23 protein-coding genes are annotated in these 25,672 nt (G+C 64.3%); 16 read left to right on the top strand and 7 right to left on the bottom strand.

Features of this window, described 5'->3' with window-relative positions; translation table 11 throughout:
- The first annotated feature begins 144 nt into the window (after window positions 1-144).
- The 5 genes from AC3IT0_RS11720 to AC3IT0_RS11700 all read left to right on the top strand — a co-directional run bounded on the left by AC3IT0_RS11720 (window position 145) and on the right by AC3IT0_RS11700 (window position 5,319).
- Window positions 145-1,254, top strand: a complete 1,110-nt coding sequence (locus AC3IT0_RS11720; protein WP_489319976.1) for a glycosyltransferase — start codon at window positions 145-147, stop codon at window positions 1,252-1,254.
- 121 nt (window positions 1,255-1,375) lie between these two features.
- Window positions 1,376-2,419, top strand: a complete 1,044-nt coding sequence (locus AC3IT0_RS11715) for a spherulation-specific family 4 protein (RefSeq protein ID WP_489319975.1) — start codon at window positions 1,376-1,378, stop codon at window positions 2,417-2,419.
- A gap of 464 nt (window positions 2,420-2,883) precedes the next feature.
- Complete coding sequence (locus AC3IT0_RS11710; RefSeq protein ID WP_489319974.1) at window positions 2,884-4,716, top strand: S8 family peptidase; 1,833 nt, start codon at window positions 2,884-2,886, stop codon at window positions 4,714-4,716.
- Window positions 4,703-5,020, top strand: a complete 318-nt coding sequence (locus AC3IT0_RS11705; RefSeq protein ID WP_489319973.1) for a hypothetical protein — start codon at window positions 4,703-4,705, stop codon at window positions 5,018-5,020. The genes AC3IT0_RS11710 and AC3IT0_RS11705 overlap by 14 nt, the downstream gene beginning before the upstream one ends.
- A 68-nt stretch (window positions 5,021-5,088) precedes the next feature.
- Window positions 5,089-5,319 (top strand): DUF4113 domain-containing protein, encoded by a 231-nt coding sequence (locus tag AC3IT0_RS11700; RefSeq protein ID WP_489319972.1) that lies wholly within the window; start codon window positions 5,089-5,091, stop codon window positions 5,317-5,319.
- A gap of 683 nt (window positions 5,320-6,002) precedes the next feature.
- Here AC3IT0_RS11700 and AC3IT0_RS11695 read toward each other — a convergent pair.
- Both AC3IT0_RS11695 and AC3IT0_RS11690 read right to left on the bottom strand, forming a co-directional pair.
- Window positions 6,003-8,111, bottom strand: coding sequence for an exonuclease domain-containing protein (locus AC3IT0_RS11695; protein ID WP_489319971.1), 2,109 nt, complete (start codon window positions 8,109-8,111; stop codon window positions 6,003-6,005).
- Between the two features lie 159 nt (window positions 8,112-8,270).
- Window positions 8,271-8,489, bottom strand: coding sequence for a hypothetical protein (locus AC3IT0_RS11690; protein ID WP_489319970.1), 219 nt, complete (start codon window positions 8,487-8,489; stop codon window positions 8,271-8,273).
- Window positions 8,490-8,787: 298 nt separating this feature from the next.
- On the opposite strand from AC3IT0_RS11690, the gene holA reads away from it, so the two are divergent.
- Window positions 8,788-9,804: a DNA polymerase III subunit delta gene (gene holA, locus AC3IT0_RS11685; RefSeq protein WP_489319969.1), complete on the top strand. Its 1,017-nt coding sequence runs from the start codon at window positions 8,788-8,790 to the stop codon at window positions 9,802-9,804.
- Between the two features lie 121 nt (window positions 9,805-9,925).
- On the opposite strand, the gene rpsT is transcribed toward holA, so the two are convergent.
- Both rpsT and AC3IT0_RS11675 read right to left on the bottom strand, forming a co-directional pair.
- Entirely contained in the window at window positions 9,926-10,186 is a 261-nt protein-coding gene (gene rpsT / locus AC3IT0_RS11680; protein ID WP_489319968.1) for a 30S ribosomal protein S20, read from the bottom strand.
- Window positions 10,187-10,355: 169 nt separating this feature from the next.
- Window positions 10,356-10,904 carry a type II toxin-antitoxin system PemK/MazF family toxin gene (locus AC3IT0_RS11675; RefSeq protein ID WP_489319967.1) on the bottom strand — a complete coding sequence of 183 codons (549 nt, stop codon included), beginning with the start codon at window positions 10,902-10,904 and terminating at the stop codon, window positions 10,356-10,358.
- A gap of 161 nt (window positions 10,905-11,065) precedes the next feature.
- Between AC3IT0_RS11675 and lepA the strand changes: the two genes are divergently transcribed.
- Together lepA and hemW are read left to right on the top strand one after the other, a co-directional pair.
- Complete coding sequence (lepA, locus tag AC3IT0_RS11670; protein WP_489319966.1) at window positions 11,066-12,919, top strand: translation elongation factor 4; 1,854 nt, start codon at window positions 11,066-11,068, stop codon at window positions 12,917-12,919.
- Between the two features lie 36 nt (window positions 12,920-12,955).
- On the top strand, window positions 12,956-14,185 hold the full coding sequence (gene hemW, locus AC3IT0_RS11665) for a radical SAM family heme chaperone HemW (RefSeq protein WP_489319965.1): 1,230 nt from the start codon (window positions 12,956-12,958) through the stop codon (window positions 14,183-14,185).
- 14 nt (window positions 14,186-14,199) lie between these two features.
- Here the strand turns inward: hemW and AC3IT0_RS11660 are convergent, their stop codons facing one another.
- Window positions 14,200-14,619, bottom strand: a complete 420-nt coding sequence (locus AC3IT0_RS11660) for a DUF4870 domain-containing protein (RefSeq protein WP_252575353.1) — start codon at window positions 14,617-14,619, stop codon at window positions 14,200-14,202.
- A gap of 127 nt (window positions 14,620-14,746) precedes the next feature.
- Window positions 14,747-15,595: a DUF3097 domain-containing protein gene (locus AC3IT0_RS11655; RefSeq protein WP_489319964.1), complete on the bottom strand. Its 849-nt coding sequence runs from the start codon at window positions 15,593-15,595 to the stop codon at window positions 14,747-14,749.
- A 147-nt stretch (window positions 15,596-15,742) separates the two neighbouring features.
- On the opposite strand from AC3IT0_RS11655, the gene hrcA reads away from it, so the two are divergent.
- The 3 genes from hrcA (at window position 15,743) to AC3IT0_RS11640 (ending at window position 18,747) form a co-directional block, all read left to right on the top strand.
- Window positions 15,743-16,756, top strand: coding sequence for a heat-inducible transcriptional repressor HrcA (gene hrcA, locus AC3IT0_RS11650; RefSeq protein WP_489319963.1), 1,014 nt, complete (start codon window positions 15,743-15,745; stop codon window positions 16,754-16,756).
- A 78-nt stretch (window positions 16,757-16,834) separates the two neighbouring features.
- A complete protein-coding gene (gene dnaJ / locus AC3IT0_RS11645) occupies window positions 16,835-17,962 on the top strand; it encodes a molecular chaperone DnaJ (RefSeq protein WP_489319962.1) in 1,128 nt (375 codons plus the stop codon).
- Between the two features lie 2 nt (window positions 17,963-17,964).
- The gene (locus tag AC3IT0_RS11640) at window positions 17,965-18,747 is read left to right on the top strand and encodes a 16S rRNA (uracil(1498)-N(3))-methyltransferase (RefSeq protein WP_489319961.1); all 783 of its coding nucleotides are present in this window, start codon (window positions 17,965-17,967) and stop codon (window positions 18,745-18,747) included.
- 21 nt (window positions 18,748-18,768) lie between these two features.
- On the opposite strand, the gene AC3IT0_RS11635 is transcribed toward AC3IT0_RS11640, so the two are convergent.
- Window positions 18,769-19,554: a GerMN domain-containing protein gene (locus tag AC3IT0_RS11635; protein ID WP_489319960.1), complete on the bottom strand. Its 786-nt coding sequence runs from the start codon at window positions 19,552-19,554 to the stop codon at window positions 18,769-18,771.
- Between the two features lie 546 nt (window positions 19,555-20,100).
- Between AC3IT0_RS11635 and AC3IT0_RS11630 the strand changes: the two genes are divergently transcribed.
- From AC3IT0_RS11630 to AC3IT0_RS11610, 5 genes are all read left to right on the top strand, one after another.
- On the top strand, window positions 20,101-21,186 hold the full coding sequence (locus tag AC3IT0_RS11630; RefSeq protein ID WP_489319959.1) for a PhoH family protein: 1,086 nt from the start codon (window positions 20,101-20,103) through the stop codon (window positions 21,184-21,186).
- Window positions 21,183-21,656: an rRNA maturation RNase YbeY gene (gene ybeY / locus AC3IT0_RS11625; protein WP_056340121.1), complete on the top strand. Its 474-nt coding sequence runs from the start codon at window positions 21,183-21,185 to the stop codon at window positions 21,654-21,656. Before AC3IT0_RS11630 ends, ybeY begins: the two co-directional genes overlap by 4 nt.
- Window positions 21,653-22,984 carry a hemolysin family protein gene (locus AC3IT0_RS11620; protein ID WP_489319958.1) on the top strand — a complete coding sequence of 444 codons (1,332 nt, stop codon included), beginning with the start codon at window positions 21,653-21,655 and terminating at the stop codon, window positions 22,982-22,984. Before ybeY ends, AC3IT0_RS11620 begins: the two co-directional genes overlap by 4 nt.
- Window positions 22,968-23,942 carry a GTPase Era gene (era, locus tag AC3IT0_RS11615; RefSeq protein WP_489319957.1) on the top strand — a complete coding sequence of 325 codons (975 nt, stop codon included), beginning with the start codon at window positions 22,968-22,970 and terminating at the stop codon, window positions 23,940-23,942. The genes AC3IT0_RS11620 and era overlap by 17 nt, the downstream gene beginning before the upstream one ends.
- Before the next feature lie 101 nt (window positions 23,943-24,043).
- Window positions 24,044-25,627 (top strand): LCP family protein, encoded by a 1,584-nt coding sequence (locus AC3IT0_RS11610; RefSeq protein WP_489319956.1) that lies wholly within the window; start codon window positions 24,044-24,046, stop codon window positions 25,625-25,627.
- The last annotated feature ends 45 nt before the right edge of the window (window positions 25,628-25,672 follow it).

Raw genomic sequence — 25,672 nt, 5'->3', positions numbered from 1 at the left:
GAGCGTTTCTCAAATGAGGCATGCACCCCGTTTCGCGAGCAGTATTGGTGAGTCTCGTCGGCCTCTGTTCGGGACACGGCATCGGGACTAGGCTTCTGCCCACCGGTGTTCACCGCCGGCTTACCTGACCGCCGGGAGGTTCCAGTGACGGATTTTCTCTTCGCAACGCTCGACGCCGGCGGGAACCTGCCGCCGGCCCTCGGCATCGCCCGTGAACTGGTCCGGGGCGGTCACCGCGTCCGCTTCCTGGGGGAGCCGCAGCAGGCGGGCCCGATAGAGGCCGCGGGTGCCGAATTCCGCGCTTACGACCATTCGTTCCCGATGGCTGCGGCGGACCACATGTCCGCGCTGCAGCAGATCTCCATGATGGTGTCTGTGTTCACCGACGCCGGCATCGCGCGGGACGTCGTGGAGGAGGCGCGGCGCGATCCGCCGGACGTGGTCATCCTGGACTGCCTGCTGCTCGGCGCCATCGACGCCGCCGCCCGGGCAGGGCTCCGCACCGTGGTGCTGGTCCATTCCTTCTACGCATTTTTCGACGGCCCGTTCCGGCGGACGCCCATCACGGCCGTGATCGCAGCGCGGGGCCTCGGACCGCGACGCGTGATGAAGCGTGCCGACCGGATCCTGGTGTGCTCCGATCCGCTTTTGGATCCGGCCGGTGGCATGAACGGCAACGGCAAGGTGGTGTGGACCGGTGCGGTGGCGGACGTGGAGCATCCGGCAACTCCTGCCCCGCCGGGGTCATGGCCCCGCGTGCTGGTGAGCCTGAGCACCACGGCGTTCCCCGGGCAGGAGGCATTCCTTCACAAGGCGCTGGAGGCGGTGGCCGATCTGCCGCTCGAGGTGGTGGTGACCACCGGTCCCGCCATTGATCCGGGGAGCTTGACGGCGCCGCCGAACACGATTGTGCACCGCTATCTTCCGCACCGGAACGTGATGCCGGAGTGCAGCGCGGTGATCGGCCACGGCGGGCATGCCACCACCATGCTGGCGCTGGCCCACGGACTCCCGCTGGTGATCGCGCCGATGCATCCTTTGCTGGACCAGCGGATGGTGGGCAAGGCGGTGCAGGACGCCGGGGCGGGGCTGCTGATCAAGGCGTCGTCGTCCCCGGAGGAGATCGCCCGGGCTGTGAAGACTGTGGTGGACTCGGCGATCTTCCGCGATGCCGCATCCGGGGTGGGCCGCCGGATCCGGGAGGCCGACGGTGCCGGGACCGGGGCGCGAGTTTTGGCGGAAATGGTTTTCTGAGAAATATTCCCTTCGAGTACGGCCCGGGCCATCATTGGAGAACCGAGGGTGGTGCCGCCCCGGACGCGGTGCATGTGAGACCCACACCCAGTGTGGTTCGTTCCTCAGAAGGATCGAACCTTTGTATGTCTCGGCCGTGAGTGCCGGTGACAGAGCCCCGGCAGACATCATCTTCACAATGGGATGGGAGGACGCCATGTTCCGCGTCCCCAATCGTCGTACCGCGCTCCTGGCATCCAAAGCGGTCGGTATGAGTACAATGCTCCCCGCAGTTCCCGACCCGGCGCCCCCACTTACTTCAGCCGAACAGCGGGAGCTCGTCCCCGCGTACTTCTATCCGGACCTTGGCTCCGATCCTGACAACCCAGCTGCTGGCGAGTGGAAGAAAATGTGCGACATCGCAAAGCCGGGGTCTATCATCATCGCGAACCACGACAGCGGAGCGGGGCACGTTAAGGACCTGAACTACGTAGGGGCGGTTATGCACTGCCAAGACAAGGGCTACAAGGTCGTGAGCTATGTTGCGACGACGTACGGGGGGAAGCCTTGGACCGCCCTGGATGAACAGGTCCATAATCAGATGTCCTGGTACAACCCCGACGACATCTTCCTGGACGAGATGCTGTACTTCAGCGAAAGACCGGCTGCCGGGGAAACGGAAACGGCCGACAAGGTCACAGCCAGGAAGTACTACACCAGGATCAGCAACATTATCCGGTCTGGCCCGCGCAACCGTGACGGATCAGTCAAGATGGTCATCGGAAATCCCGGAAACGTGAACGAGGAACAGGGGGACTGGGTCCTACGACCCCCACCGTGGTGGACGTTCAGGAAATACCCAGTCCTGGACGTCCTCGTGGTCGTTGAGAAGAAAGCAGTCGACTATAAAATCTGGCCTCAGCCCAGCTGGGTGTATCCGGGCAACGCCAGTGCCCGTGCGTACAAGTTCGCGCACATAGTGCATTCAGTAAAGGAGCTCCCGGTGTTGGAAGAGGATGCGATGGCGGAACTTAGCCGCCAACGCCATGCCGGGTATGTTTACGTGACCACGGAGGCAGAAGGGACACACCCCACGGATCCTCATCGGGACCCCATCCTGTGGGACGAGCTGGCGCCGTCCTGGTTCTCCAGATTTGGGCCACTACCTCACCCGCCGGTCCACTAAACCGCAGATCCGCCGTTTCCCGGGCTTGCCGCACACATGTGAGGCGCCTCAACTCTCGCAAAAAGCCCTAAGGACTTCTCCTTGGAGGCTGCAGCAAGGAACCGGCGCCTTCACCGAACCTCGTGAGCCCGACAAACAGATTTCAGTACTAGGCCTCTTTGTACGAGTCCTGCTCTCGCTCGTTGCTTTCGCGCTCTGGACTAGCGCACTTCCGGGATCATGGACGTACAGCCTGAACATGATCCGTGACATGGGGGGCGCCGATGCGCTCTTGCTCGTTCCACTCGGCCTCGTCTTCGCTGGTTTAGCTGAGTGGCTCACCAAGCAGTTCCAGCTTTAGGACAACGTCGGCCGTTAGCGGATGCGTGGATGAGCCCAGTAACGAAGCTGTAACGGAGCGCTCCCTACGCTAGGAGCGCTCTGCCGCAGGTGGCGGAACCGAGGAGAAGGACAGGAGCACGGTCATGGTTGCAGGCGATGAGGGGTTCTCGGAGGAACTCACCGGCCACGAGGATGAGCCGGACGTTATCCATTCGGCGACCCTTGAAGACGGAGTGATGGGCAGCTATGAGGCCATGGCCTTGCCGGGGGATGCTCGCCGTGAGGCGCCGCGTGAGGACAAGAAGACCGACGAAGAGTTACCGGAGATCCCCGTCCCTCTTGATCCGCGGCAAAAGATTCATCCGTTGCTTCAGCGCTGGCTGGATGAGCGGTCGGACGAAAGGGCCGTCGTCGTCGTGTCCTTCCGGGACGATCTGGTGATTCCTCGGTTCCCTGAGCCGGATGTGGAGGAGCCTCGCGAGCACGGGGAAAATGTGCTTATACTCGAGCGGGCGGACGCCTTGGCTGGAGAGATCGAAAGGGCGCGGGCCGAGGACTACCTGCGCCTCACCGACCGACTGGACCAGCACGATGCCAGAATCAGGGAAACCTTCTGGCTGATCCGGGCGGTGTCCGTTGAGATGCCGCTCAAAGCGGTGGCAGCGTTGGCGGAGGACGAGGAGGTCCTGTACCTGCAGCCTGAGGAATCGGAGGACGCGCCGCCACAGGACGATGTGGTGGACGGTCGAGCTGCGATGGACACCGACCCCTACTTCAACCTGGGCCTGACCTCTGGCTGGATCGGACTGCTCGACACGGGGATCCGCCGCACACATGATCTGTTCAATAACCCATCACACATCGATTTTATGCGCGACTGCGTGAACGGCGGCGCGAACTGCAACACCGGCAACAACCTCAACCCTAATGATGATTGCTGGAACCACGGCACTTCCAGTGCCGCCATCATCAGCGCAAACTCGCGCCAGGGCAACGCCTTCCGTGGTGTTACGGCAGTCACGCTGGACAGCTGGAAGGTCTACCCTTCGACGACGGACGCCAGCGGGGCCTGCTCCGGCTTCCTGAGTACCACGGCCTCGGTGCGAGCCTTCGAGAACGCCGTACGGGTGCTGGACCGGGTTATCGTGGCGGAGATGCAGGGCTCGGGCGGGTCCAGGGATGCGATTTCCCTGGCAGCGGACAACGCGTTCGACGCCGGAGCGGTCATCATCGCGGCGAACGGAAACAACGGTCCGGGGGCGAGCACGGTCAACGTGCCCGCCATCGCGCACAAGGTGATCGGCGTCGGGAATTTCGACGTCGCATCCGGTAACCAGGTCGCCAGCCAGAGCCGCGGCCCGGCAGAGGACAACCGGTTCAAACCGGACATCCAGGCTTCGACGAACACAGAGACCGCCAGCAATGCCTCTGATACGGCGCGCCGGGTCTTCACCGGCACCAGCGGTGCCACCCCGTACGCAGCCGGGGCGGCGACCTTGCTGCGGAACTGGCTGCGGCGCCATACCGGGAGCATCGACCCCGGGCAGGTTTACGCCCAGCTGATTCTTTCCGGACAGGACCCCTACCCCTTCGACAATACCAGCGGGGCGGGCCGTCTCCGGCTGCCGACGGACGGAACCGCGTGGTGGGGCAAAGTAAGCGTGGGAGATCAGCAGGACATCGACATTCCGCTATCCATCGGGCGGGGCGCCCGAACCCTGGACGCGGCGCTCTGGTGGCCGGAGGGTGGTAGACGCATCTTCGGCTTCGAGCTGGACTGGCACAGCGACGTGGACCTGTACCTGCTCGACCCAGGCGGGGCCATGCGAGCGTTGAGCATCTCCATCCCAAGCGTCTTTGAGCGGGCTTCGGTCGCGGAACGGGTAGAGGCTGGCACCTGGAAACTGCGGATCAGGGGCTACCGCGTGCCTCTGTTCAGACCGACGGTGTACTGGGCTGCGCATGTCCGCTTCTAGCGCCTGGTATTCGGAGCGGCCGGAGCCGGAAGTGACTCTCAACGGAACCCTCCGCCGCCGGGTCAGCGGCACAGGGCCGGCAAACCGGCCCGGGCTGGCTTACGAGCTGGAACTGGCCGACGGTAAGACGATGCCGGTGTACGGGCCCACGGCGCATGAGAACCTACATCCGCTGATCGGCCATTCGACGGAGCTCAAGGGCAAGCTGGTGGATCTTAGCGCCGAGGGCTTCGGCGTCGAGCTTTGGGTCGACGCCCCGGGCGCCATCACTGCGACCGGACCGGAGGCTGGCGGCGGAGGGTAACCCGTAACGATAATGCTCCGAGCAGTGGTCCACGTCGCGGCCCTGTGCCGTACGCCAGGGCAGGGGTCATGCTGACAGACCTGTCACCGGCCGGCGCCGCACCACAATTGCCCGCGTTCGCCACCGCCCACGAGGAGCAGTACATCGGGGCGCTGCTCGGGGACATCATGGACCGGTTCGGGACAAGCTCAATAGGTGCCGGGATGGTTGAGGCGCCTGACTGGGGCATGAAGCGCCAGGCCCTGTCCCCGCGCTACACCACGGAGTGGGACGAACTCCTCGTGGTAAAAGCAGCCTGAAAACTATCTATGAAAAGTCCAAAGGACTGTGGCACAAAGTTGATGGGACCGCCGGCGGCCTCCTGGAGAACAGTGTGGCAGCGCCGCCGGCGACACTGGAGCAGACCGTGGGGAGTGCCGCAGCTGTTCATGGAAGGGTCTGAAGCGGGATCTCTGCCCCTCGGAGGAAGCTGTGCTGCGGCAGTGTCACAGCCGCCGACGCAGTTCCATGAAGGCGTGCGCAGCAACCCCTGCGGGCCGGTAAACCACCAAAGCCAAAGACCTGGGTAGGACTGCTACGCGGCCCCCTCGCCACCGCCGTGGTGCCGTCTTCGTTCCTCAGCCATCACCCCAGCGGCACCTCGTATGGGATCACTGCTCCTGCGTCACAGTGTCCTGATGTGAGATCAGATGAAGGCCCAAACCCGTTCCTACTCCCTTCGTCGCAGGCCCGTGACGCTGCGTTGCAGCAGGTTCCTACGCGGTGCCATGCACCAATAAGACGGGTAGGAACCAAAAAGCCTTCAACCACCGGAAAGCAGCGCCACTCCACCCCTCCCTCCTACGAGTAGGAACCATAAAGGGTCGGGTAGGAACGATGTGGTAGGCGCTACTTTCCGCTGATACATCAACAGAAAATACCCTCAGTCTTCCGCTAAAAGGCAAAGGCCATGGATTGGACCAAATTCCTGCAAGTGGCCTGCTTAACGGACGAAGTCGGCCAGCGGGCCTGGGTCCAGGTGTTTACGCGCACGTGTGACAGCGACGTACGCCAGCCGCATCTCCTCAGACAGTTGGTCCTTGTCGCCACCCAAGGTGACTCGTACGAGCCTGTCGCCGAAGTCGTCTGCGATGCGGACGTTGTCCCATTCGAGTCCCTTGGCTTTATGTCCGGTGGAAACTACAACGGATCCGTCAGAAGCAGCCGTTGCCGAGATGACGGCAGCCTTGAGCGCAGGGATCCCGAACCCCTCGATCAGCCTTGTCCACGTCACCAGCTCGTGCGCGCTGGAATCGTGACGGACATGCTTGAGGACATCATCCCAGGAACTGAACCGCCTCAGCGTTCCGTGGCCGGGACGCCGTCCTTTCATTAGGTCGTCGGCGCCCTCCAGAAGGGCGAATGTGGCGGTGAGATCGCATCGAAGTGTTGCCCGGGTGCCTCGCCTCTGTAGCTCCATGAGTTCCCATACAGCCATGGCGTTTGTTCGGGTGAGCACTGCGTCAGGCAATTCGCACGGACCGATGGTTGTACTCTGGATGGGATTTGATCTGACCAAGTGGCGTGCGTTCAATGCACGTAGCCAGCCGTTGGCGATTACCGCAGCGCCCTCACCGAACCGCCATGACGTGGTCAGAGGCAGAGTGTGCGTAGCCAAGATGGTAGCCAGCGCGTCCTTGCCGCCGGCAAAACCGTAGATGGACTGATTGGGGTCCCCCACGAAGACCTTCTTCAGATGCCGCTGCGCCTGGATAATTGCCGCTACAGCAGGGCTCAGGTCCTGGGCTTCATCAACAAAGAGGATCCCACCTTTGGCTCCCAGGAGCGGATCGCTCAGCAGCCACCTCTTCAGATAGTGGTCGTGCAGGATGGGCATGTCGCTGACGCCATCGTCCAGGATGTTGGCCCAGTGCTCTTCGGCCATCAGCAAGACCACGGGAGCCAGGGCGGGACGAAGGCTGGCGGCTGCCTTACCGGTGCTGACATGGCGGGGGAGGAGTTTCCGGTTGGGGCTGTGGCAGAACTTGATAACAGTGTCGACGGCCATCTTGGTGATTTCGTATGGCGTAAACTGGCGGGCAACTTCCGGGCTGCTGAAAGCTTCGATGAATCCGGGCTCCAGCGCGCCGAGACGGACAGCGGTAGCTTGGATGGGTTCAATGCCCATGCGCAGCCGGCTGAGCCAGACTGCCTTGCCTTGGCCGATGAGTTCCGCGTGGGCGAAAGCGTGGATCGTCGTAGCAGACACGTTCTTGGTGAATTTTCCTTGGGCTTCAACCGAGTTTGCCTTATTGAACGTGAGGTAGATGATCTTTGATTTCGTGGAGTTGGCGAGCAACTGCAGAGTCGTGGTTTTACCTGTTCCCGCGCCGGCAAGAATCTTGATGTCGCCTTGACCGAAGAACGCCTCCAAGATGGCATCCTGCTCATCGCTCGGCTTCCACCGTGGACGGTAACCCTGCCGGACCGCGGCGAGCCGTGTCGGCATGGAGGCGCTGGCGGTCGTGGTCTTTTTCGACGACGAGGGCCGGAGTTTGGGAGCACCCGCGGCGACCATCTGCAGGAGCTTGAATGCCAGGTGCGCACCGACCCTGGCATCCGGTAGGGCGCGGTGGGATGAGCGCTCTCTGATGCCGAAGTGTTCAGCCAGTGTTGCCAGCTTGTGATTCGTTCCGGTGCTGACGAACCTGCGGGCAGCGGAGTAGGTACAGAAGCCAATGTTGTCACCGGGCTCCATCAGCGCCCATTCAAGCTCGGACCCAAGGAACCTGTTCTCAAACGGGAGATTGTGTGCCACGACGACCCGGTCGCCAACGAAATCCATCAGCTGATGGAGGACGGCGCCGATGGGTGCTGCCGATTCCACCTCACGCTGGCTGATGCCGTGAATGAACTCCGCACCATGAAGATAGCCGTGTCCAGGGAAGGCGAGGCTGGAGAACTCGCGGGTCAGTTTTCCGCTGCTGTTGAATCGGACAGCGCCGATCTCAATGACCCGGTTGTGACGGGTGCTGACCCCGGTCGTTTCAAGATCGACGCAGACGAATTCGCGTTTTCCGTGAAGCATGGCAGCAACCTCTTCGATGAGCATGCTCCTGCAAAACACCTGGCCCCCAGTTCCTCGGATTCTTCAGAGTAGCTGGAGGGATCGAGGTTGAGAGCGATCCTGCGTCAATCTTGAGGCGGTTTTGAGGGCCCACTCTGTGTGACGTGGCCAGCCCGCCGGGTGATTCGCGCGCTGCGCGAGAGATCAGTAGTTGACCCGTATGGAGCTGAACAGCACGAACATCATGCAGACCACTGTAGGGCTTGGGAAACCCTGTTGTTTGGCCAGAGGTTGGGGTTGCACGGCTTCGGGATCAGTTGTTGGTGCCCGCGCAGGCTCAGGGTATTCATAGACGCACGCCGCCGTTCCGGTCAGAGGGATCAGGGCAAGCCGGATCAAGCGCCTTTTGTCCTTCATTGCCATGTTTCCATAGTGGGCAAGGCTGCATTTCAAACGCAACCACCTGCAGAGAAGACACGCCAGGGCGGCTGCGTCATTGTCCGGCCGCGTCAGGTGTTCCGGGGGGTCCTGGAACTGCACGCCCGGACGGAATCGGTGTTGGACCACTTGGAACGGCACCTGGGTGCCATGTTGGCCCGGCGCTGGCCGGACCGAAGCGGGCCGGGCCACCGTGGCCCCGGCTTGGTGGCCCCGGCTTGGTGGCGGCGGCCCACCGTGGCAGGCTTAGACACTGCACCAGAATTTCCGGGAGGAATCCACCATGGCCGCAGCCCAGACCACACGAACCAAGACTCCGGCATCCAACACGGCCACCTGGCGGGACGTGACGCCTGCCGAAATCGTCCTGGTGGGCGGCCCGGAGGAATACCTCGGCATCCGTGCGATGGACCATATCCGCACCCAGGTGCGCACGGCGTTCCCGGACGTCGAAGTCAGCCGCCTCGCGGCCGGCAGCTACGAGGCCGGGACCCTCGCCATGAACGTCAGCCCCTCACTCTTCGGGGAGCGCAAACTGATCGAAGTCGAAGGCGTTGAAGGCATGAACGACGCCTTCCTGGCCGATGCCCTCGCCTATCTGGCCCGCCCGGAACCGGACGCGGTGCTGGTCCTGCGCCATGCTGGGGGAGTCCGTGGCAAGAAACTGCTCGATGCCGTCAAAGCGGGCGGCTGGCCGGTTGTGGACTGCCAGCCCCTGAAGAAGGATGCGGACAAGGCCACCTTCGTGGCCACTGAATTCAGGGCGGCCGGCCGGCAGATCAGCTCGGATGCCGTCCAGGCATTGGTCAATGCCGTCGGCGCCAACCTTTCGGAACTCGCGGCCGCGTGCAGCCAGTTGATCGCGGATGCCAGCGGGGCAGTGACCCCGGAGATGGTGGACCGCTACTACGGCGGCCGGATTGAGGCCACTGCCTTCAAGGTCGCGGACGCTGCCATGGCCGGAAACGGGCCGGCGGCGCTGTCCACCCTTCGCCACGCGCTGGCCACGGGAGCCGATCCTGTTCTGCTGGTAGCAGCGCTGGCAGCCAAGCTGCGGACGGTGGCCAAAGTTGCCGGCGCCCACGGGTCGCCTGCACAGATCGCACGGGACCTGGGCATGCAGCTCTGGCTCGTGGAGCAGGCGCAGCGCGACGTGCGCCGCTGGACCCCGGAGGGCCTGGTCCGCTCCATCCAGGCCACCGCCGAGGCCGATGCCCAGGTCAAAGGCCTGTCGCGGGATCCGGTCTATGCCGTTGAACACGCGGTGACCGTCATTGCAACCTCGGTCCGCGGGCACTGAGGCCGGGCTGGTTGCCGCTGCGTTTGGTGGCTCTGGCGCAGGGGCACTGGCGGCTTAAAGATGTGTGGCCGGCACCCAACGGGTGCCGACCACAATCATCAGTTCAGGTGAACTGGAAACCTTACAGCGCGTTGACCTTCTTGGAAATGGCCGACTTGCGGTTTGCTGCGTTGTTCTTGTGCAGAACACCCTTGCTGACAGCCTTGTCCAGCTTGCGGCCGGCAACAAGCAGGGCAGCAGTAGCTGCATCCTTGTCGGTGGACTCAACGGCGGTGTTGACGGCGCGGATGGCCGTCTTCAGCTCAGACTTGACTGCGTTGTTGCGCAGGCGGGCCTTCTCGTTGGTGAGGATGCGCTTCTTCTGGGACTTGATATTAGCCACGTGTGAACTCTCTTTTTAATGCGGAAATGGTCTAGAGGGCTTTCAGATTGGCCATTGACTGAGCGGCGTGGGGATACCTATGGCGACCAACCATGAGTGGCCGTCGACCTGCACGGACACACAGCTATAAAGAATAGCAGACCCCCCGGAGACTGGCCATTTTGGCGGGCTATTTCCAGCCGTGTCGCCGCCGGATACCTGCAGCCACCAGATCGAAGCGTTTCCGGTCCAGAACAGCCCCTTCGCGCCGGATGGCGTCCGGGCTGATCTGCAGGATCCGCCTGAGGTTCGCCTCGCTGGGCCGCTGCTGGCGGTCCCAACTGCCGGTCCCGATGTCCACATACTCTCCGGATCTGTCGCCTGCCTGGTCGTGGTCCTTGCTGGTGAGCATGACCCCCAGCAGATACCGCCCGCTCTTGCCCACCAGCAGAACCGGACGGTCTTTGCCCTGGCTGTGGTCCTCTTCATAGGGCACCCAGGTCCACACAATCTCGCCGGGGTCGGGACTGCCGTCGGGCTGCGGGGCATACCGGATGGCCGCCGCGCCGCCAAAGTCGCCAGGATAGGCCCCGGGCGGGGACGGCCTGACCGGCGGTGCCTGGCGGGCCGGTTTGGAGGTGTCCGGTCCCGCAGGCCGGGTTGGGCCGGTACGGAACTTCTGCAGGACCCTGAGGGACATCCGGACGGCGCTGGCCAAGGAGCGGAGGTTGATAGGCATGGGCCAAGACTATCGCCGGGCCCAGTGCCGGGTTTGACGTGAATGCAATACGATGCGCCCGGACGTGGGAGACTAAAGGTTCCAAATGTGCGGTCCAGCCGCAGGGTGCCTTCGGTGCGTCCTGGCGGCGGTCGCACGAATGTCAACAGTAAGGACCCTGCGTGTCTCCCATGGCCCGCACCGCCCCGGTGCCCGCCGCGACTGATCCGGCCATCATTCGGAATTTCTGCATCATCGCGCACATTGACCACGGTAAATCCACCCTGGCTGACCGCATGCTGCAGTTCACCGGGGTGGTTAAGTCCCGCGATATGAAGGCCCAGTACCTGGATCGCATGGACATCGAGCGCGAACGCGGCATCACCATTAAGTCCCAGGCGGTCCGCATGCCCTGGGAACTTGACGGGACCAGCTACGCGCTGAACATGATCGACACCCCCGGCCACGTGGACTTCACCTACGAGGTGTCCCGTTCGCTGGCCGCCTGCGAAGGCGCAGTACTGCTCGTTGACGCGGCGCAGGGCATCGAGGCCCAAACCCTGGCCAACCTGTACCTGGCGATGGAAAACAACCTCACCATCATCCCGGTGCTGAACAAGATCGACCTCCCCGCAGCCCAGCCTGAGAAGTACGCGGCCGAACTCGCCAGCCTGATCGGAGGCGACCCCGACGACGTGCTCCGCGTCTCCGGCAAGACCGGCATGGGCGTCGAGGTCCTGCTGGACAAGATCGTCCGCGACCTGCCGGCCCCCGTGGGCGACCCGAACGCCCCCGCACGCGCCATGATCTTCGACTCGGTCTACGACACCTACCGCGGCGTGGTCACCTACGTCCGTGTGGTTGACGGCATGCTTCACCCGCGTGAGCGCATCCAGATGATGTCCACCCGGGCCACCCACGAACTCCTCGAGATCGGAGTGAGCTCCCCGGAGCCCACCCCCTCTAAAGGCCTCGGCGTTGGCGAAGTGGGCTACCTCATCACCGGTGTGAAGGACGTCCGCCTGTCCAAGGTGGGCGACACCGTCACCAACCTTGCCAAGCCTGCCACTGAGTCCCTTCCCGGCTACGCCGATGCCAAGCCCATGGTCTTCTCGGGACTGTACCCGCTGGACGGCACAGACTATCCGGTCCTGCGCGACGCGCTGGAGAAACTGATGCTCAACGACGCCGCGCTGGTGTACGAGCCTGAAACCTCGGCGGCGCTCGGCTTCGGCTTCCGCGTCGGCTTCCTCGGCCTGCTCCACCTGGAAATCACCAGGGAGCGGCTCGAACGCGAATACAACCTTGACCTGATCTCCACTGCCCCCAACGTGGAGTACGAGGTAACGCTGGAGGACAAGAAAGTGGTCCACGTGACCAACCCCAGCGAATACCCGTCCGGCAAGATCGCAGAGGTCCGCGAGCCGATGGTCGCTGCCACCATCCTGGCGCCGAACGAGTTCGTGGGCGCCATCATGGAGCTCTGCCAGAGCCGCCGCGGTGTCATAGGCGGCATGGACTACCTGTCCGAGGACAGGGTTGAAATCCGCTACCGGCTGCCGCTCGCTGAGATCGTGTTTGATTTCTTTGACATCCTCAAATCCAAAACACGCGGCTACGGCTCGCTGGACTGGAAGGCCGACGGCGAGCAGGTGGCCGACCTGGTCAAGGTGGACATAATGCTCCAGGGCGAACAGGTGGATGCCTTCTCCGCCATCACGCACCGCGAAAAGGCCTATGCCTACGGTGTGATGATGACCGGCAAACTGCGTGAGCTCATTCCCCGCCAGCAGTTCGAAGTGCCCATCCAGGCTGCCATCGGCTCCAGGATCATCGCCCGGGAAAGCATCCGCGCCATCCGCAAGGACGTTCTGGCCAAGTGCTACGGCGGCGACATTTCCCGTAAGCGCAAACTGCTGGAGAAGCAGAAGGAAGGCAAAAAGCGCATGAAGATGGTGGGCCGGGTCGAGGTCCCCCAGGAAGCCTTCATCGCCGCGCTGACCACCGAAGAGTCCAAGGACAAGGCCAAGAAGTAGTGATGACAGTGGCCGGCAACACCGGACGCCCCTGCAATGCCTAGCGTTCTTCCCCTCGGCGACCCGGCGCCGTCGGACGGCCTGCTGCCCGCCCAGGCAGTGGACGGTGCGGCGGACCGGGCCTTCGGGCTGTACGTGCACATCCCGTTCTGCGCGGTGCGCTGCGGATACTGCGACTTCAACACCTACACGGCCACCGAGCTGGGCGGCGGAGCGTCCCAGGACGCCTACGCCACCACGGCCGTGTCCGAAGTGGACTTCGCGGCCACGGCCCTGCGGGACTCGGGTCTTCCGGACCGACCCCTGAGCACGGTCTTCTTCGGCGGCGGCACCCCCACGCTGCTCCCCGCGGAAGACCTCGCCCGGATCCTGACGGCCGCCGTCGGGCACTGGGGCCTGGAACCCGGCGCCGAAGTGACCACGGAAGCAAACCCGGACTCGGTCACCCCTGCATCCCTGCAGGTGCTGGCCGATGCCGGTTTCACCCGGGTTTCCTTTGGCATGCAGTCTGCCGTTCCCCATGTCCTGAAGGTCCTGGACCGCACGCACACGCCCAGCCGCGTGCCGCAGGTGGTGCAATGGGCGCGGGATGCCGGACTGGCCGTGAGCCTGGATCTTATCTACGGGACGCCGGGGGAGTCACTGGCGGACTGGCGCTACTCCCTCGAAACCGCACTTTCCTACGAGCCGGACCACATCAGTGCCTACGCGCTGATCGTGGAGGACGGCACCAAACTGGCCGCCCAGATCCGCCGTGGCGAGGTCCCGGGAATCGACGACGACGACCACGCCGACAAGTACGAACTCGCCGACCAGCTGATCGGTGCTGCGGGCCTCAGCTGGTATGAGGTCAGCAACTGGTCCCGGACGCCGGAGCAGGCATGCCGGCACAACCTCGCGTACTGGCGCGGGGACGACTGGTGGGGCATCGGACCCGGTGCACACTCTCACGTCGGCGGAGTGCGGTGGTGGAACGTCAAGCACCCAACGGCCTACGCGGGACGGCTCGCGCAGGGCCTGTCGCCGGCCGCCGGGCGGGAAACGCTCGACGCCGACACCCGCGAGGTTGAGCGCGTGATGCTTGAGGCCCGGCTCGTGTCGGGGCTGGCAACGTCAACGCTGGGCGAATACGGCCGTCACGCGGTGGCCGGGCTCATTGCCGACGGCCTGGTGGAGGCGCCGGCTGCCTTCCACGGCAAGCTGATATTGACCCTCAAGGGCCGCCTGCTGGCCGACGCAGTGGTCCGCAGGATCCTGCCGGACTGACTCGCGGGTGGGGACTACTTGATCCAGCGCAGGTTGTACTGGTATCGGTGGGGCTGGCCCTTGTTGACGTGGATGCCTGCGGCCACGGAGAAGCAGGTCAGGGCAATCCAGATCAGGGTGGCGATGACGGCGAAGATGTTTCCCACCACCGGAATGAACACCAGGAGGTTGGCCACCAGCGCAGCAATGGTGGGCGGCAGGCTGAAGTTCAGCGCTTCCTTCGATTCCTGGGCGGTAAACGGCCCGCGCTCACGGAAAATCAGGTAGATCAGCAGTGACGGAACACAGCCGAGGATCCCGCCGAAGTGTGCCAGCGTGGCCCACTGGCGGTCTTCGCTGGCCGTCAGCGGCAGCGCATTTGCCGGAACGCCCTGGTACTCGGAACGGCCCTGGCCACCGTGGTCGTCCCGGTGCTCGCGTGCGTTTTGTGCCACGGTTTTCTTCCTTCGAAAGTGCAATGGTGCTGGGTTGGAGAATGCCGGACTGAAGCAACTGCAGCCTCCGCAGTACCAAGAATACTGGTTCTGCCACCAAATGCCGCCGCCAGCAGCCGGACCCGCCTTACGGCACCGTCAGGAAGTCGATGACCTCCTCCACCCTGCCGAGCAGTGATGCTTCCAGGTCCGCGTAGCTGCGGACAGCGCCCAGCAGCTTCTGCCAGCCCAGCCCGATGTCTTCCTTGGTGGAGTGCGGCCAGCCGAACGCTGCCAGGATGCCGGTCTTCCAGTCCTGCCCGCGGGGCACCAACGGCCATTGTTCGATGCCCAGGACAGCGGGGCGGATCGCCTGCCACACGTCAACGTAAGGGTGCCCGACGATCAGGACATTCCCGGCCGCGCCGGGGGAGGCCATCACGGCCGCCGCGATGCGCGACTCTTTCGAGTCCGGCACCAGGTGGTCCACCAGGACCCCCAGCCGGCGGCCCGGGCCGGGACCGAACGCGGCCACCGCCCCCGCCAGGTCATCAATGCCATGCAAAGGCTCGACGACGATGCCCTCCACGCGGAGATCGTCACCCCAGACTTTTTCCACCAGTTCGGCGTCGTGCTTTCCCTCCACCCAGATTCTGCTGGCCTTGGCCACCTGGGCACGCTGGCCGGCCACGCGGACTGAGCCGGACGCGGTCCGGCCGGCAACCACGGGGGCAGCCTGCCGGGGCGCCGGGGCAACGAGCCGGATGGGCTGTCCCTCCAGGAGGAACCCGAAGCCGAGCCGGAAGGACCGGGACTTGCCGCGCCGGTCTTCGAGGGCCACTACATGCATGCCGCCTGACTTCTCCACCAGGGTCACCGCCCCCACCCAGCCTGACTGGGCGTCTTCGAGCACCATGCCGCGTTCCACGGGAACCTCAGGGAGTTCGCTTCTGACGGGCGCGGTGATCTCCTGCGGACCCCAGTTCTGGTACTGCATGGATTGATTCCGCCTTGCCGCTAGTTCCTGGCCCGGAATTTCGCCCGGAGCGGTACCAATGCTAACAACGGGGTGACTCATATTAGACTGTTAGCACTTAGGCATGTCGAGTGCTAACCCTGCAGTGACCACGGATGGAGGTGGAGTATGAGCGAGCCGCGCAAACTCGAAGTACTGCGCGCCATCGTGGAGGACTATGTCCACTCCCGCGAGCCAGTGGGTTCCAAAGCACTCGTGGAACGCCATCACCTCGGCGTGTCCAGTGCCACCATCCGCAATGATATGGCGGCCCTCGAAGACGAAGGCCTGATCACGGCCCCGCACACCAGCGCCGGTCGGATCCCCACAGACAAAGGCTATCGGCTGTTTGTGGACCAGATTTCAGCGGTAAAGCCGCTTTCCCACGCGGAACGGCGTGCAATCCAGTTGCTGCTGGAGGGCGCAGACGATTTGGACGACGTCCTGGACAGGACCGTCAGGATGCTGTCACAGCTGACCAACCAGGTCGCCGTCGTGCAGTATCCTCACCTGAGCCGCGCCACTATCCGCCACATCGAATTTGTCCTGCTCGCGCCCCGGCAGGTCCTGGTGGTCCTCATCGCCACCACCGGCAAAGTCGAACAGCGCGTGATCGACGTCGGCCAGGACCTCGGCGACGACGCCATCGCGGCCTTGCGGACGCATTTCCTCGGTTCCCTTGCGGGCACGTCGCTGAGCCGGCTGACCCCCTCGCTGCCGGGAGTTGTTTCGTCCGTCAGTCCGGGCCAGCGGGCAGCTGCCCAGGCTTTGGCCCACGGGCTGGAAACGCTCGCGCACAACAGCCGCGAGGAACGCATGGTCATGGCCGGAACGGCGAACCTCGCCCGTTCCAATGTGGATTTTCCGCTCAGTATCGGACCGGTCCTGGAAGCCCTCGAGGAGCAGGTTGTCCTGTTGCGCCTCCTGAGCGACATGGCGCAGGATCCGAGGGGCGTGGCAGTCAGTATCGGGCGTGAAAACCCTTACGACGGGCTCGCGGAGGCCTCCGTGGTGGCCACGGGCTACGGACCTGACAGCACTGCCAAGATCGGTGTGCTGGGCCCCACCCGGATGGACTATCCCACCACCATGGCCGCCGTCAGGGCAGTAGCCCGTTACCTTTCAAGAATTCTGGGCCCGTAACAGCACCACGGTCCAGGCACGAAGAGCAGTCCCGGCAGCCCGGCTGGCCGGCAGTACAACAAGGAAGAGATACGAACTTTGAGCAGCCACTACGACGTCCTCGGAGTCTCGCCGGAAGCCACCGGGGAAGAGATCAAGAAGGCCTACCGCAAGCTTGCCCGCACTCTTCACCCGGACGTAAACCCCGGGGACGATGCATCGGACCGCTTCAAGGCCGTGACGCACGCCTATGAGGTACTTTCGGACCCGCAGAAGCGCCGGATCTATGACACCACCGGTAACGAGAACGGCACCGACAACGGGTTCGGCGGTGGCGGGTACTCCGGCCAGGGCTTCGCGTTCCAGGACATTTTCGACACGTTCTTCGGTGCCGGCGGCTCCTCGGGCCCCGCGTCCCGCGTCCGCCGCGGCCAGGACGCGCTGATTAGTGTCCGGATCGAACTCCGCGATGCCGTGTTTGGCGTCAACCGTAAACTCGAAGTGGACACCGCCGTAACCTGCCCCACTTGCAACGGCTCATGCTGCCGGGAAGGCAGCCACCCTGTGCGTTGCGATATCTGCGGCGGCAGCGGCCAGATCCAGCGCGCGGTGCGCTCCATCCTGGGCCAGGTCATGACGGCGGCCCCGTGTGGCAGCTGCGAAGGCTTCGGAACGGTCATCAAGGACCCCTGCAACGAATGCAGCGGACAAGGCCGCATCCGCAGCCGGCGGTCGCTGACCATCAAAGTGCCGGCCGGTGTTGCCACAGGCACCCGGATCCAGCTCTCCGGGCAGGGCGAAGCAGGCCTGGCCGGAGGACCGTCCGGGGACCTCTACGTGGAACTCCGGGTCAACAACGACGCCACCTACGCCCGCGACGGTGACGACCTGCACGCAACGCTGCACATCCCGATGACTGCCGCCGCCCTGGGCACCGAGCTGTCGCTGGAAACGTTTGACGGGCTGCAGGAGATCGACGTCAAGGCGGGGACGCAGTCCGGGGAGATCATCACGCTCCGTGGTCTCGGCGTGACGCACCTGCGCGGTTACGGCCGTGGGGACCTGATGGTCCATCTGCAGGTGGACACGCCTGCCAAACTCGATGCCGCGCAGGAGGATCTCCTGCGGCAGTTGGCGAAGCTGCGGGGCGAGCAGTTCACGGAAGGCAAGCTGGCTGCCAGCGGCGGCGTCTTTGCCAAGCTGCGGGACCGGTTCGGTAACCTATAGCAGTGAGCAATCCCGTTTTCTTCAGCGGTGCCGGGTCGCTGGACGAGCTGGTGCCCGGTGCCCGTTTTGTCCTTCGGGGACCGGAGGCACGCCACGCAGTGACCGTGAAACGGCTCGCTCCCGGAGAGGCGGTGGACATTGCCGACGGCGCCGGAAAGCGGCTGAGCGGAACTGTTGTCTCGGCGTCGCCTGCGGAGCTCACCGTGGAATGCTCCGCCCTCGTTGTGGAGCACCAGCCCGGCATCCGGCTGGTCCTGGTGCAGGCACTGGCCAAGGGGGACCGCGATGAACTGGCCGTGGAAACGGCAACCGAGCTGGGGATCGACGCTGTTGTTCCCTGGCAGTCCGAGCGATCAATTGTCCGCTGGAAGGGTGAGCGCGCGGCCAAGGCCCACGCAAAATGGCAGTCCGTGGTCACTGCCGCCGCCAAGCAGGCACGCCGCGCCTGGATCCCCGAGGTGCGCGCCGCCGTCGAAACGCCGGGCCTTGCGGCAGCCGTGGCGGCGGCGGATCTGGCCGTAATCCTGCACGAAGACGCGGTCCGGCCGCTCCGGTCTGTCCTGGAATCATGGCAGGCCACCCAGGTGGACGCCGGGCCCCTGGAGATTCTGCTCATCGTTGGCCCGGAAGGCGGAATCAGTCCCCGCGAAGTCACCCGGCTTTGCGACGCCGGCGCCGTGACGGCGCTCCTGGGACACCACGTCCTGAGGTCATCCACGGCCGGACCGGCAGCTGTTGTTCTGGCGAGCGACGTACTGGGACGCTGGACAGCCCCGGTATCCTGAGGAGGCCTGCTGCGAAGGCTGCTACCGGACGTTGAAGTTCCGCGTGTCGACATTCAGCTCCTGGCCGCTGCCGGCCGCATCCACCTGCGAAACGCGGAGCTCGTAATCTCCCGAGGACAGGCTGAGGGCAAGCGTGAACACCCCGGACTGGGCCGCTTCGGCAGCTGCAGTGGTCTCCCCGGTCAAATAGGGCGTCTTGTTCCCGTTGGCTTCGGCCCGGAGGATCTGCCAGCGGAGCTTTCCGCCCGGAACGGTGCTGCGGCCGGTGATCTTGACGCTTCCGCCGGCCAGGTCCGTGCCTTCCTGCGGATCGATGATCCACACGGGCGCCACCATGCCGGCAGCCCGGGACATGGGGTCGCCAAGCTGCACGTGGTCGAAGGCGACGTAATCGGTGTGGCTGTCCACCAAGATCCTCACCTGGATCTGCTGGCCGGAATCGATCAGGCCGGAACTCGCAGCCGCTGCAGTAGCGGTAAAGACCAGCTGCTGAATGGCACGGCCGGCCATGTCGGCATCGAGATTGCTGTTAAAGGCATCCTCCGAGACGTCGACGGTGATGACGTTCTTGCCGGAGATGGACGAGGCGAGTTTCTCGGGATTCTGCCAGGGCGTGAAGAAGTCCGGGTCCAGCGGCTTCTCGGACATCATGGCCCGCAGGGCGCGCGTCACGGGATTCTCCTGCTCCGGCACGTCCCGGAATTCCCGGTACAGGAACGCGTTGTTGTTGCTTCGTCCGATCCAGTACACCGGTGCCTTATTCGAAGACTGTGTGGTTTCCAGGGGCGCGCTGGTGGAGGGCGCCATGGGGGAGCCCGTGGCGGCCGGGCCGGCGTTTGCCGTCAGGTTGGGCTCAGGGCTAGGGCCCGCGATACAACCGGTGAGAAGAAGGAATGCTGGCAGTAGACCCAGGAGACGTTGTGGACGGAAACGCGGCGCGGCGCGTTTGGAAGTGAGGGGGGTCGCTGTTTCCGGCACTCTCGTGGCCCTGTCCTTCCTGGCTGTGAAATAGTGAGGCTTGGGCCTCGTGAGCCGGTCCCCGGACGGCTTTGATTTCCAGCATCGCATAGCCACCTCCGCCAAATGGACCGAATCCGGGCCGGCGGCCCAACTGCAACGGGAACGATATGAGCCCGATATGAAGTTGATACCTAATGACGCCAACCGTCCCGCAGCAAGCCGGCGACGGACGGCCTTGCCGGAGACCGCCGGGCGCTGCCGGAAGGTGCCTCCTGGCGTAAGATGGAAGGACTCCGCTGGCTCCATCGTGCTCGGCAATAGCCCCGGTCACGCAGCAGCCGGCGGCACTTAAATTTCGAACTGGAGGAGACCACGGGCCTGCGGGCCAGCACCATGACTGAATCAGCGAACGGAAAGCGCCGGCTCAATACTGACCGCGCCGCCGGAGAATTCCCACATTCCCTTCCCGGTGTCCGGACGGAGGTGGTTCTCTTTGACAACTCCGATCAGATGGTCCAATCGCTCGGCAGCCATGATGAGGCCCTGCGTTACATCGAAGATCAGTTCCCGTCCGTTAACTTCCACGTGCGCGGAAACGAACTGTCCATCAGCGGCCCTGCCACCGAAGTTCCCCGCATCATGCGGCTGCTGCATGAAGTGCGCGGCCTCGTTGCCCGTGGAACAGTCATCAGCCCCGCGGTGTTGCGGCAGCTCGTCTCCTTGCTTCGCAGCCAGTCATTGCAGAACCCTGTGGACGTCCTCACCCATGACATCCTCTCCAGCCGGGGGAAGACCATCCGGCCCAAGACCCTGAACCAGAAGAACTACGTGGACGCGATTGACGCGAACACGGTGATCTTCGGGATTGGCCCTGCAGGCACGGGTAAGACGTTCCTCGCGATGGCCAAGGCTGTCCAGGCGCTGCAGCAGAAGGAAGTCAGCCGCATCATCCTGACCAGGCCGGCAGTCGAGGCCGGCGAACGGCTGGGATTCCTGCCGGGCACCCTGAGCGACAAGATCGATCCCTACCTGCGCCCGCTGTACGACGCGCTGCACGACATGATGGACCCCGAGTCCATCCCGCGCCTGATGGCTGCGGGGACCATTGAAGTGGCGCCGCTGGCTTACATGCGTGGGCGCACGCTCAATGACGCCTTCATCATCCTGGACGAAGCGCAGAACACCACACCGGAACAGATGAAGATGTTCCTCACGCGTTTGGGCTTCGGGTCCAAAATGGTGGTCACCGGAGACGTCACCCAGGTGGACCTGCCCTTCGGCACCCGGTCAGGGCTGCGGATCGTGGAAGAGATCCTGCAGGGAATCGAGGACGTGAACTTCACCATCCTGGACGACACGGACGTGGTCCGCCACCGGCTTGTGGGTGACATCGTGCGTGCCTACAGTCTCTGGGATGATGCCCAGCGGAACAAAGTAAAACACTCGGTAAGCCGGGAAAAGCGGGGGGAAAACGCGTGAGCATAGAGGTCAACAACGAATCCGGCATCCAGGTGGATGAAGCGGAGCTCGTGGCGCTGTCCCGGTACGTTTTCGAGCAGCTGTACATCCACCCGCAGGCGGAACTCTCCATTCTCCTGGTGGATGAACCCGCCATGGAAAAGCTCCACATCGAGCTTATGGACGAGCCAGGATCCACAGACGTGCTCTCGGTCCCCATGGACGAACTGACTCCCGGCACGCCGGACCGGCCCACTCCGCAAGGGATGCTGGGTGATATCGCCGTGTGCCCCCAGGTGGCGCAGGTGCAGGCCGTGAACGCCGGGCACTCCCTGCAGGATGAGATGCTGCTGCTGACCACCCACGGGATCCTCCACCTGCTCGGCTATGACCACGCAGAGCCCGAGGAAAAGGAAGAGATGTTCGGCCTCCAGCGCCAGCTGCTTTCCGGCTTCACGGGCAAAGAAGCACCCGCCGAGACCACGCAGTGACGCCCCTGATCCTTGTCGGCATGGCCCTGGCGTTCCTCAGCACCGCAGCACTCCTGACCGCAGCCGAGGCCGCGTTCACGTTCCTTCCCCGGCATGACGCCGAAGACGCCCTGCTCAAAGACCGCGGAAACGCCATGAAGCGCATCCTGGCCCAGCCGGTGGCCCACATCCGGGCCTTGCGGTTCTGGCGGGTCTGGTTCGAGATGGCTTCAGCCGTGGCGGTGGCGGTCCTGCTCCACAGCCTGCTGGACAACGTCTGGCTCGCAGGGCTGGCCGCTACAGGAATCATGGCCCTGCTCGGCTTCGTGATCGTCGGCGTTTCCCCGCGCCAGCTCGGCAGGCTGCATTCGGCCGCAGTGGTCCGGTCCACGGCACCGCTGATCAGGTTCCTGACGTGGGTCCTTGGTCCCATCCCGGGGTGGCTCGTGGCGGTGGGCAGTGCCGCCGCTCCCGGCGCTCCGGCGGGTGATGACGCGTTCTTCAGCGAACAGGAATTCCGCGAACTCGTGGACCGCGCCTCTGAATCGGACATGATTGAAGACACCGAAGCGGAAATGATCCATTCAGTCTTTGACTTCGGCGACACCCTGGTGCGCGCCGTGATGGTGCCCCGGACAGATATCCTCAGCATCGACGCCGGCTCCAGCCTCAGGCGGGCCATGTCGATGTTCCTGCGGTCGGGCTATTCACGGATCCCCGTGATCGGCGACAACACGGACCAGATCCTCGGAATCGTCTACCTCAAGGACGTTGCGGCGACGCTTCATGAGCTGGGACCGGACGACGAACAGCCCCCGGTCGAAGCCCTGGCCCGCGAGGTCCGGTACGTCCCGGAGTCCAAGCCGGTGAGTGACCTGCTGCGGGAGCTGCAGAAGGAGTCAACACACGTTGCCATCGTGATCGACGAATACGGCGGCACGGCCGGCCTGGTCACCCTCGAGGACCTCATCGAGGAAATCGTCGGCGAAATCGTGGACGAGTATGACACCGAAAGCGCCGAGGCAGTGGCCCTGGGCGGCGGGTCCTACCGGGTCAGCGCCCGGATGAGCATCGACGACCTCGGAGAACTGTTCGACATAGAGCTCGACGACGACGAGGTTGACACTGTGGGCGGGCTGCTGGCCAAGGCCCTGGGCCGCGTTCCCATTGTGGGCAGCCGCGTGGAGGTGGGCGGCATCTCGCTGCTCGCCGAACGGCTGGAGGGCCGCCGCAACCGCGTCAGCCACATCATTGCCTCAGCAGTACCAAAAGTAGACACTGACCTTGAAGACCTCCTCGACGAGGCGGAAGCAACCCAGCAGGGAGTTCCACGTGAGCAAGAAAAATAACCGTCCGGCCAACCCGGAGTCAGCCGCCAAGGATTTCGGCGGCTACAGGGCAGGCTTTGCGGTCCTCGTGGGGCGGCCGAACGCGGGCAAATCAACCCTGACGAACGCCCTGGTGGGCCAGAAGGTGGCGATCACCTCCGCCAAGCCGCAGACCACGCGCCACACCATCCGGGGGATCGTGCACCGCGATGACGCCCAGCTGATCCTGGTGGATACCCCGGGCCTGCACCGCCCCCGCACCCTGCTGGGAAAGCGGCTGAACGAACTCGTTGCCGACACACTCGCCGAGGTCGACGCGATCGGCTTCTGCCTTCCCGCCAACGAGAAGATCGGCCCGGGCGACAAATACATTGCCGCCCAGCTCGCCGCACTGGGCAACAAGCCGGTCATCGCGATCGTCACCAAGGCGGACACCGTGGACCGGCAGGCGCTCACCGAGCAGCTGCTCGCCGTCGCCGCCTTGGGCCGGGATGTCATCGGCGAGGACGGCTGGAAGGACATCGTCCCCGTCTCCGCCACCGACGGGTTCCAGGTGGACACCCTCGCAGACGTCCTGATCAGCCACATGCCGGCGTCGCCGCCCCTGTACCCGGACGGCCACCTGACGGACGAACCCGAAGCGGTGATGATCGCCGAACTCATCCGCGAAGCTGCCCTCGAAGGCGTCCGCGACGAACTGCCGCACTCCCTGGCCGTCGTCGTTGATGAAATTGTTCCGCGTGAAGGCCGGCCCGAAGACCGGCCGTTCCTCGACGTCCGGGTTAATCTCTATGTGGAACGTCCGTCCCAGAAGGCCATCATCATCGGCAAGGGCGGCGCACGGCTCCGCGAAGTCGGCACCAACGCACGCAAGGGGATCGAGGCGCTGCTCGGCGCACGCATCTATCTTGACCTGCACGTGAAGGTGGCCAAGGACTGGCAGCGCGACCCGAAGCAGCTGGTCAAGCTGGGCTTCTGACGCTGCCCTTTTCGCTTTACCCCGGCCGGTCGTCGGGAAGTTCCCAGACTGGGCAACTAAATTAGGCCGGATTCAATTTTTTCGAGGAAGGTACACCACACATGGGGCGAGGCCGCGACAATCGCGAGTACGGAGCTGACGCGTCAGCCGGGACCGGTCCGGTGTCCCGCCACGCTGATGCCACCGCCGTCGGCGTTGCCCGGCATCTCGGATCCCGGAGCCGGATGCCGGCCTGGCTGAAAGTGACCACTGCGGTGGTCACCATCCTGGTGGTCGGCGGTCTAGGCTTCGCAGGCTACTGGTACTTGCGGTTTCAGTCGAACATCACCACGGCGGCGCTGAACGCCGGCGACGGGACCGGAAGCGAGGTTAATGACTCCACGGACCGGATGCAGATCCTGATCCTTGGCTCCGATACCAGGGACGGAAAAAACGCGGAGTACGGCGCTGTGGAGGACTCAACAGGCTACGGCAAATCCGACGTCATGATGCTGATGGACGTATCGGCCGACAACAAGCGCGTCAGCGTCATCAGCTTCCCCCGGGACCTGCTGGTCGATATTCCGGAGTGCACCGACCAGAAGACCAAGCGGACGTATCCTGCCCGCAGCGGTGTCATGATCAACGAGGCCATGAATGAAGCCGGCATCGGCTGCGCCGTAGACACGGTCAACAAACTGACCGGCCTGGAGATCGATCACTTCATGATGGCGGACTTCACCGCTGTGAAGGAACTCTCCAACACGGTGGGCGGCGTTGACGTGTGCATCAGTGACGCCGTCTATGATCCTGACTCCCGGCTGCGCCTGCCGAAGGGCACGTCCGCCGTTCAGGGCGAAATGGCCCTTGCCTTCCTGCGGACGCGGCACGCCTTCGCCGACGGCGGCGACCTTGGCCGGATCAGGGCCCAGCAGGGATTCCTGTCCTCCCTCACACGCAAGATCAAGGACGACGGCACACTGTCCGACCCCGCCAAAATGCTGAGCATTGCCGATGTTGTGACCAAGAACCTCACAGTGGATGAGGGGCTGGCCTCCGTGCCGTCGCTCGTGAGTATCGGTAGCCGGTTGAAGGACATCGACATCAGCAAGGTGGCGTTTGTGGCCGCGCCCACCACGCCCGCAGTCACGGACATCAACCGCCTGCAGATTGCCGAACCCGCAGGATCCCAGCTCTTTGCGGCCCTCCGCGAGGACGTGGACCTCACGGATCCAACAGCACCTACTACGCCGTCCCCGGCGCCGACGGAAACCACCGCCCCGCCAACAGAAACAGCCCCGGCTGTGCCAGCGTATGACAAGGCCCTGCAGCCAGTCACCGTGGCCAACGGCAGCGGTGTCCCGGGACGCGCCCAGGAAATCGTGCAGGCCCTGATCACCGGCGGGTTCACTCAATCCGGGCAGTTTGCAGCCACCCCGGTGGAACAGAGTGTTGTCTATTACGGGACTGAGTTCGCCGACGTCGCAGCGGACGTGGCTGCGCTGCTGGGAATCCCGGCCGCCCAGGTCCAGCTGGCACCTCGCGTCGCCGGAGTGCAGGTCTACGTTGGGACCGACTTCACCACCGGGGCGACCTACGGCGCCGGTGCCGGTGCGGGCGCCGCCCTGCCCGAGGACATCGTCAACCAGACGGCCGGCGATACGGTTTGCCAGCAGGCCAACCCGGTGCTGATCGTCCAGGACTGACAGCATCACCCGTTAGACGCAGAGAGGCGAGGCCAGACGGCCCCG

It is taken from the genome of Pseudarthrobacter sp. KH_020_B, from assembly GCF_057840185.1.
Note: the sequence above shows the minus strand (reverse complement) of the source record. Positions and strands in the feature narration are given on the sequence as shown.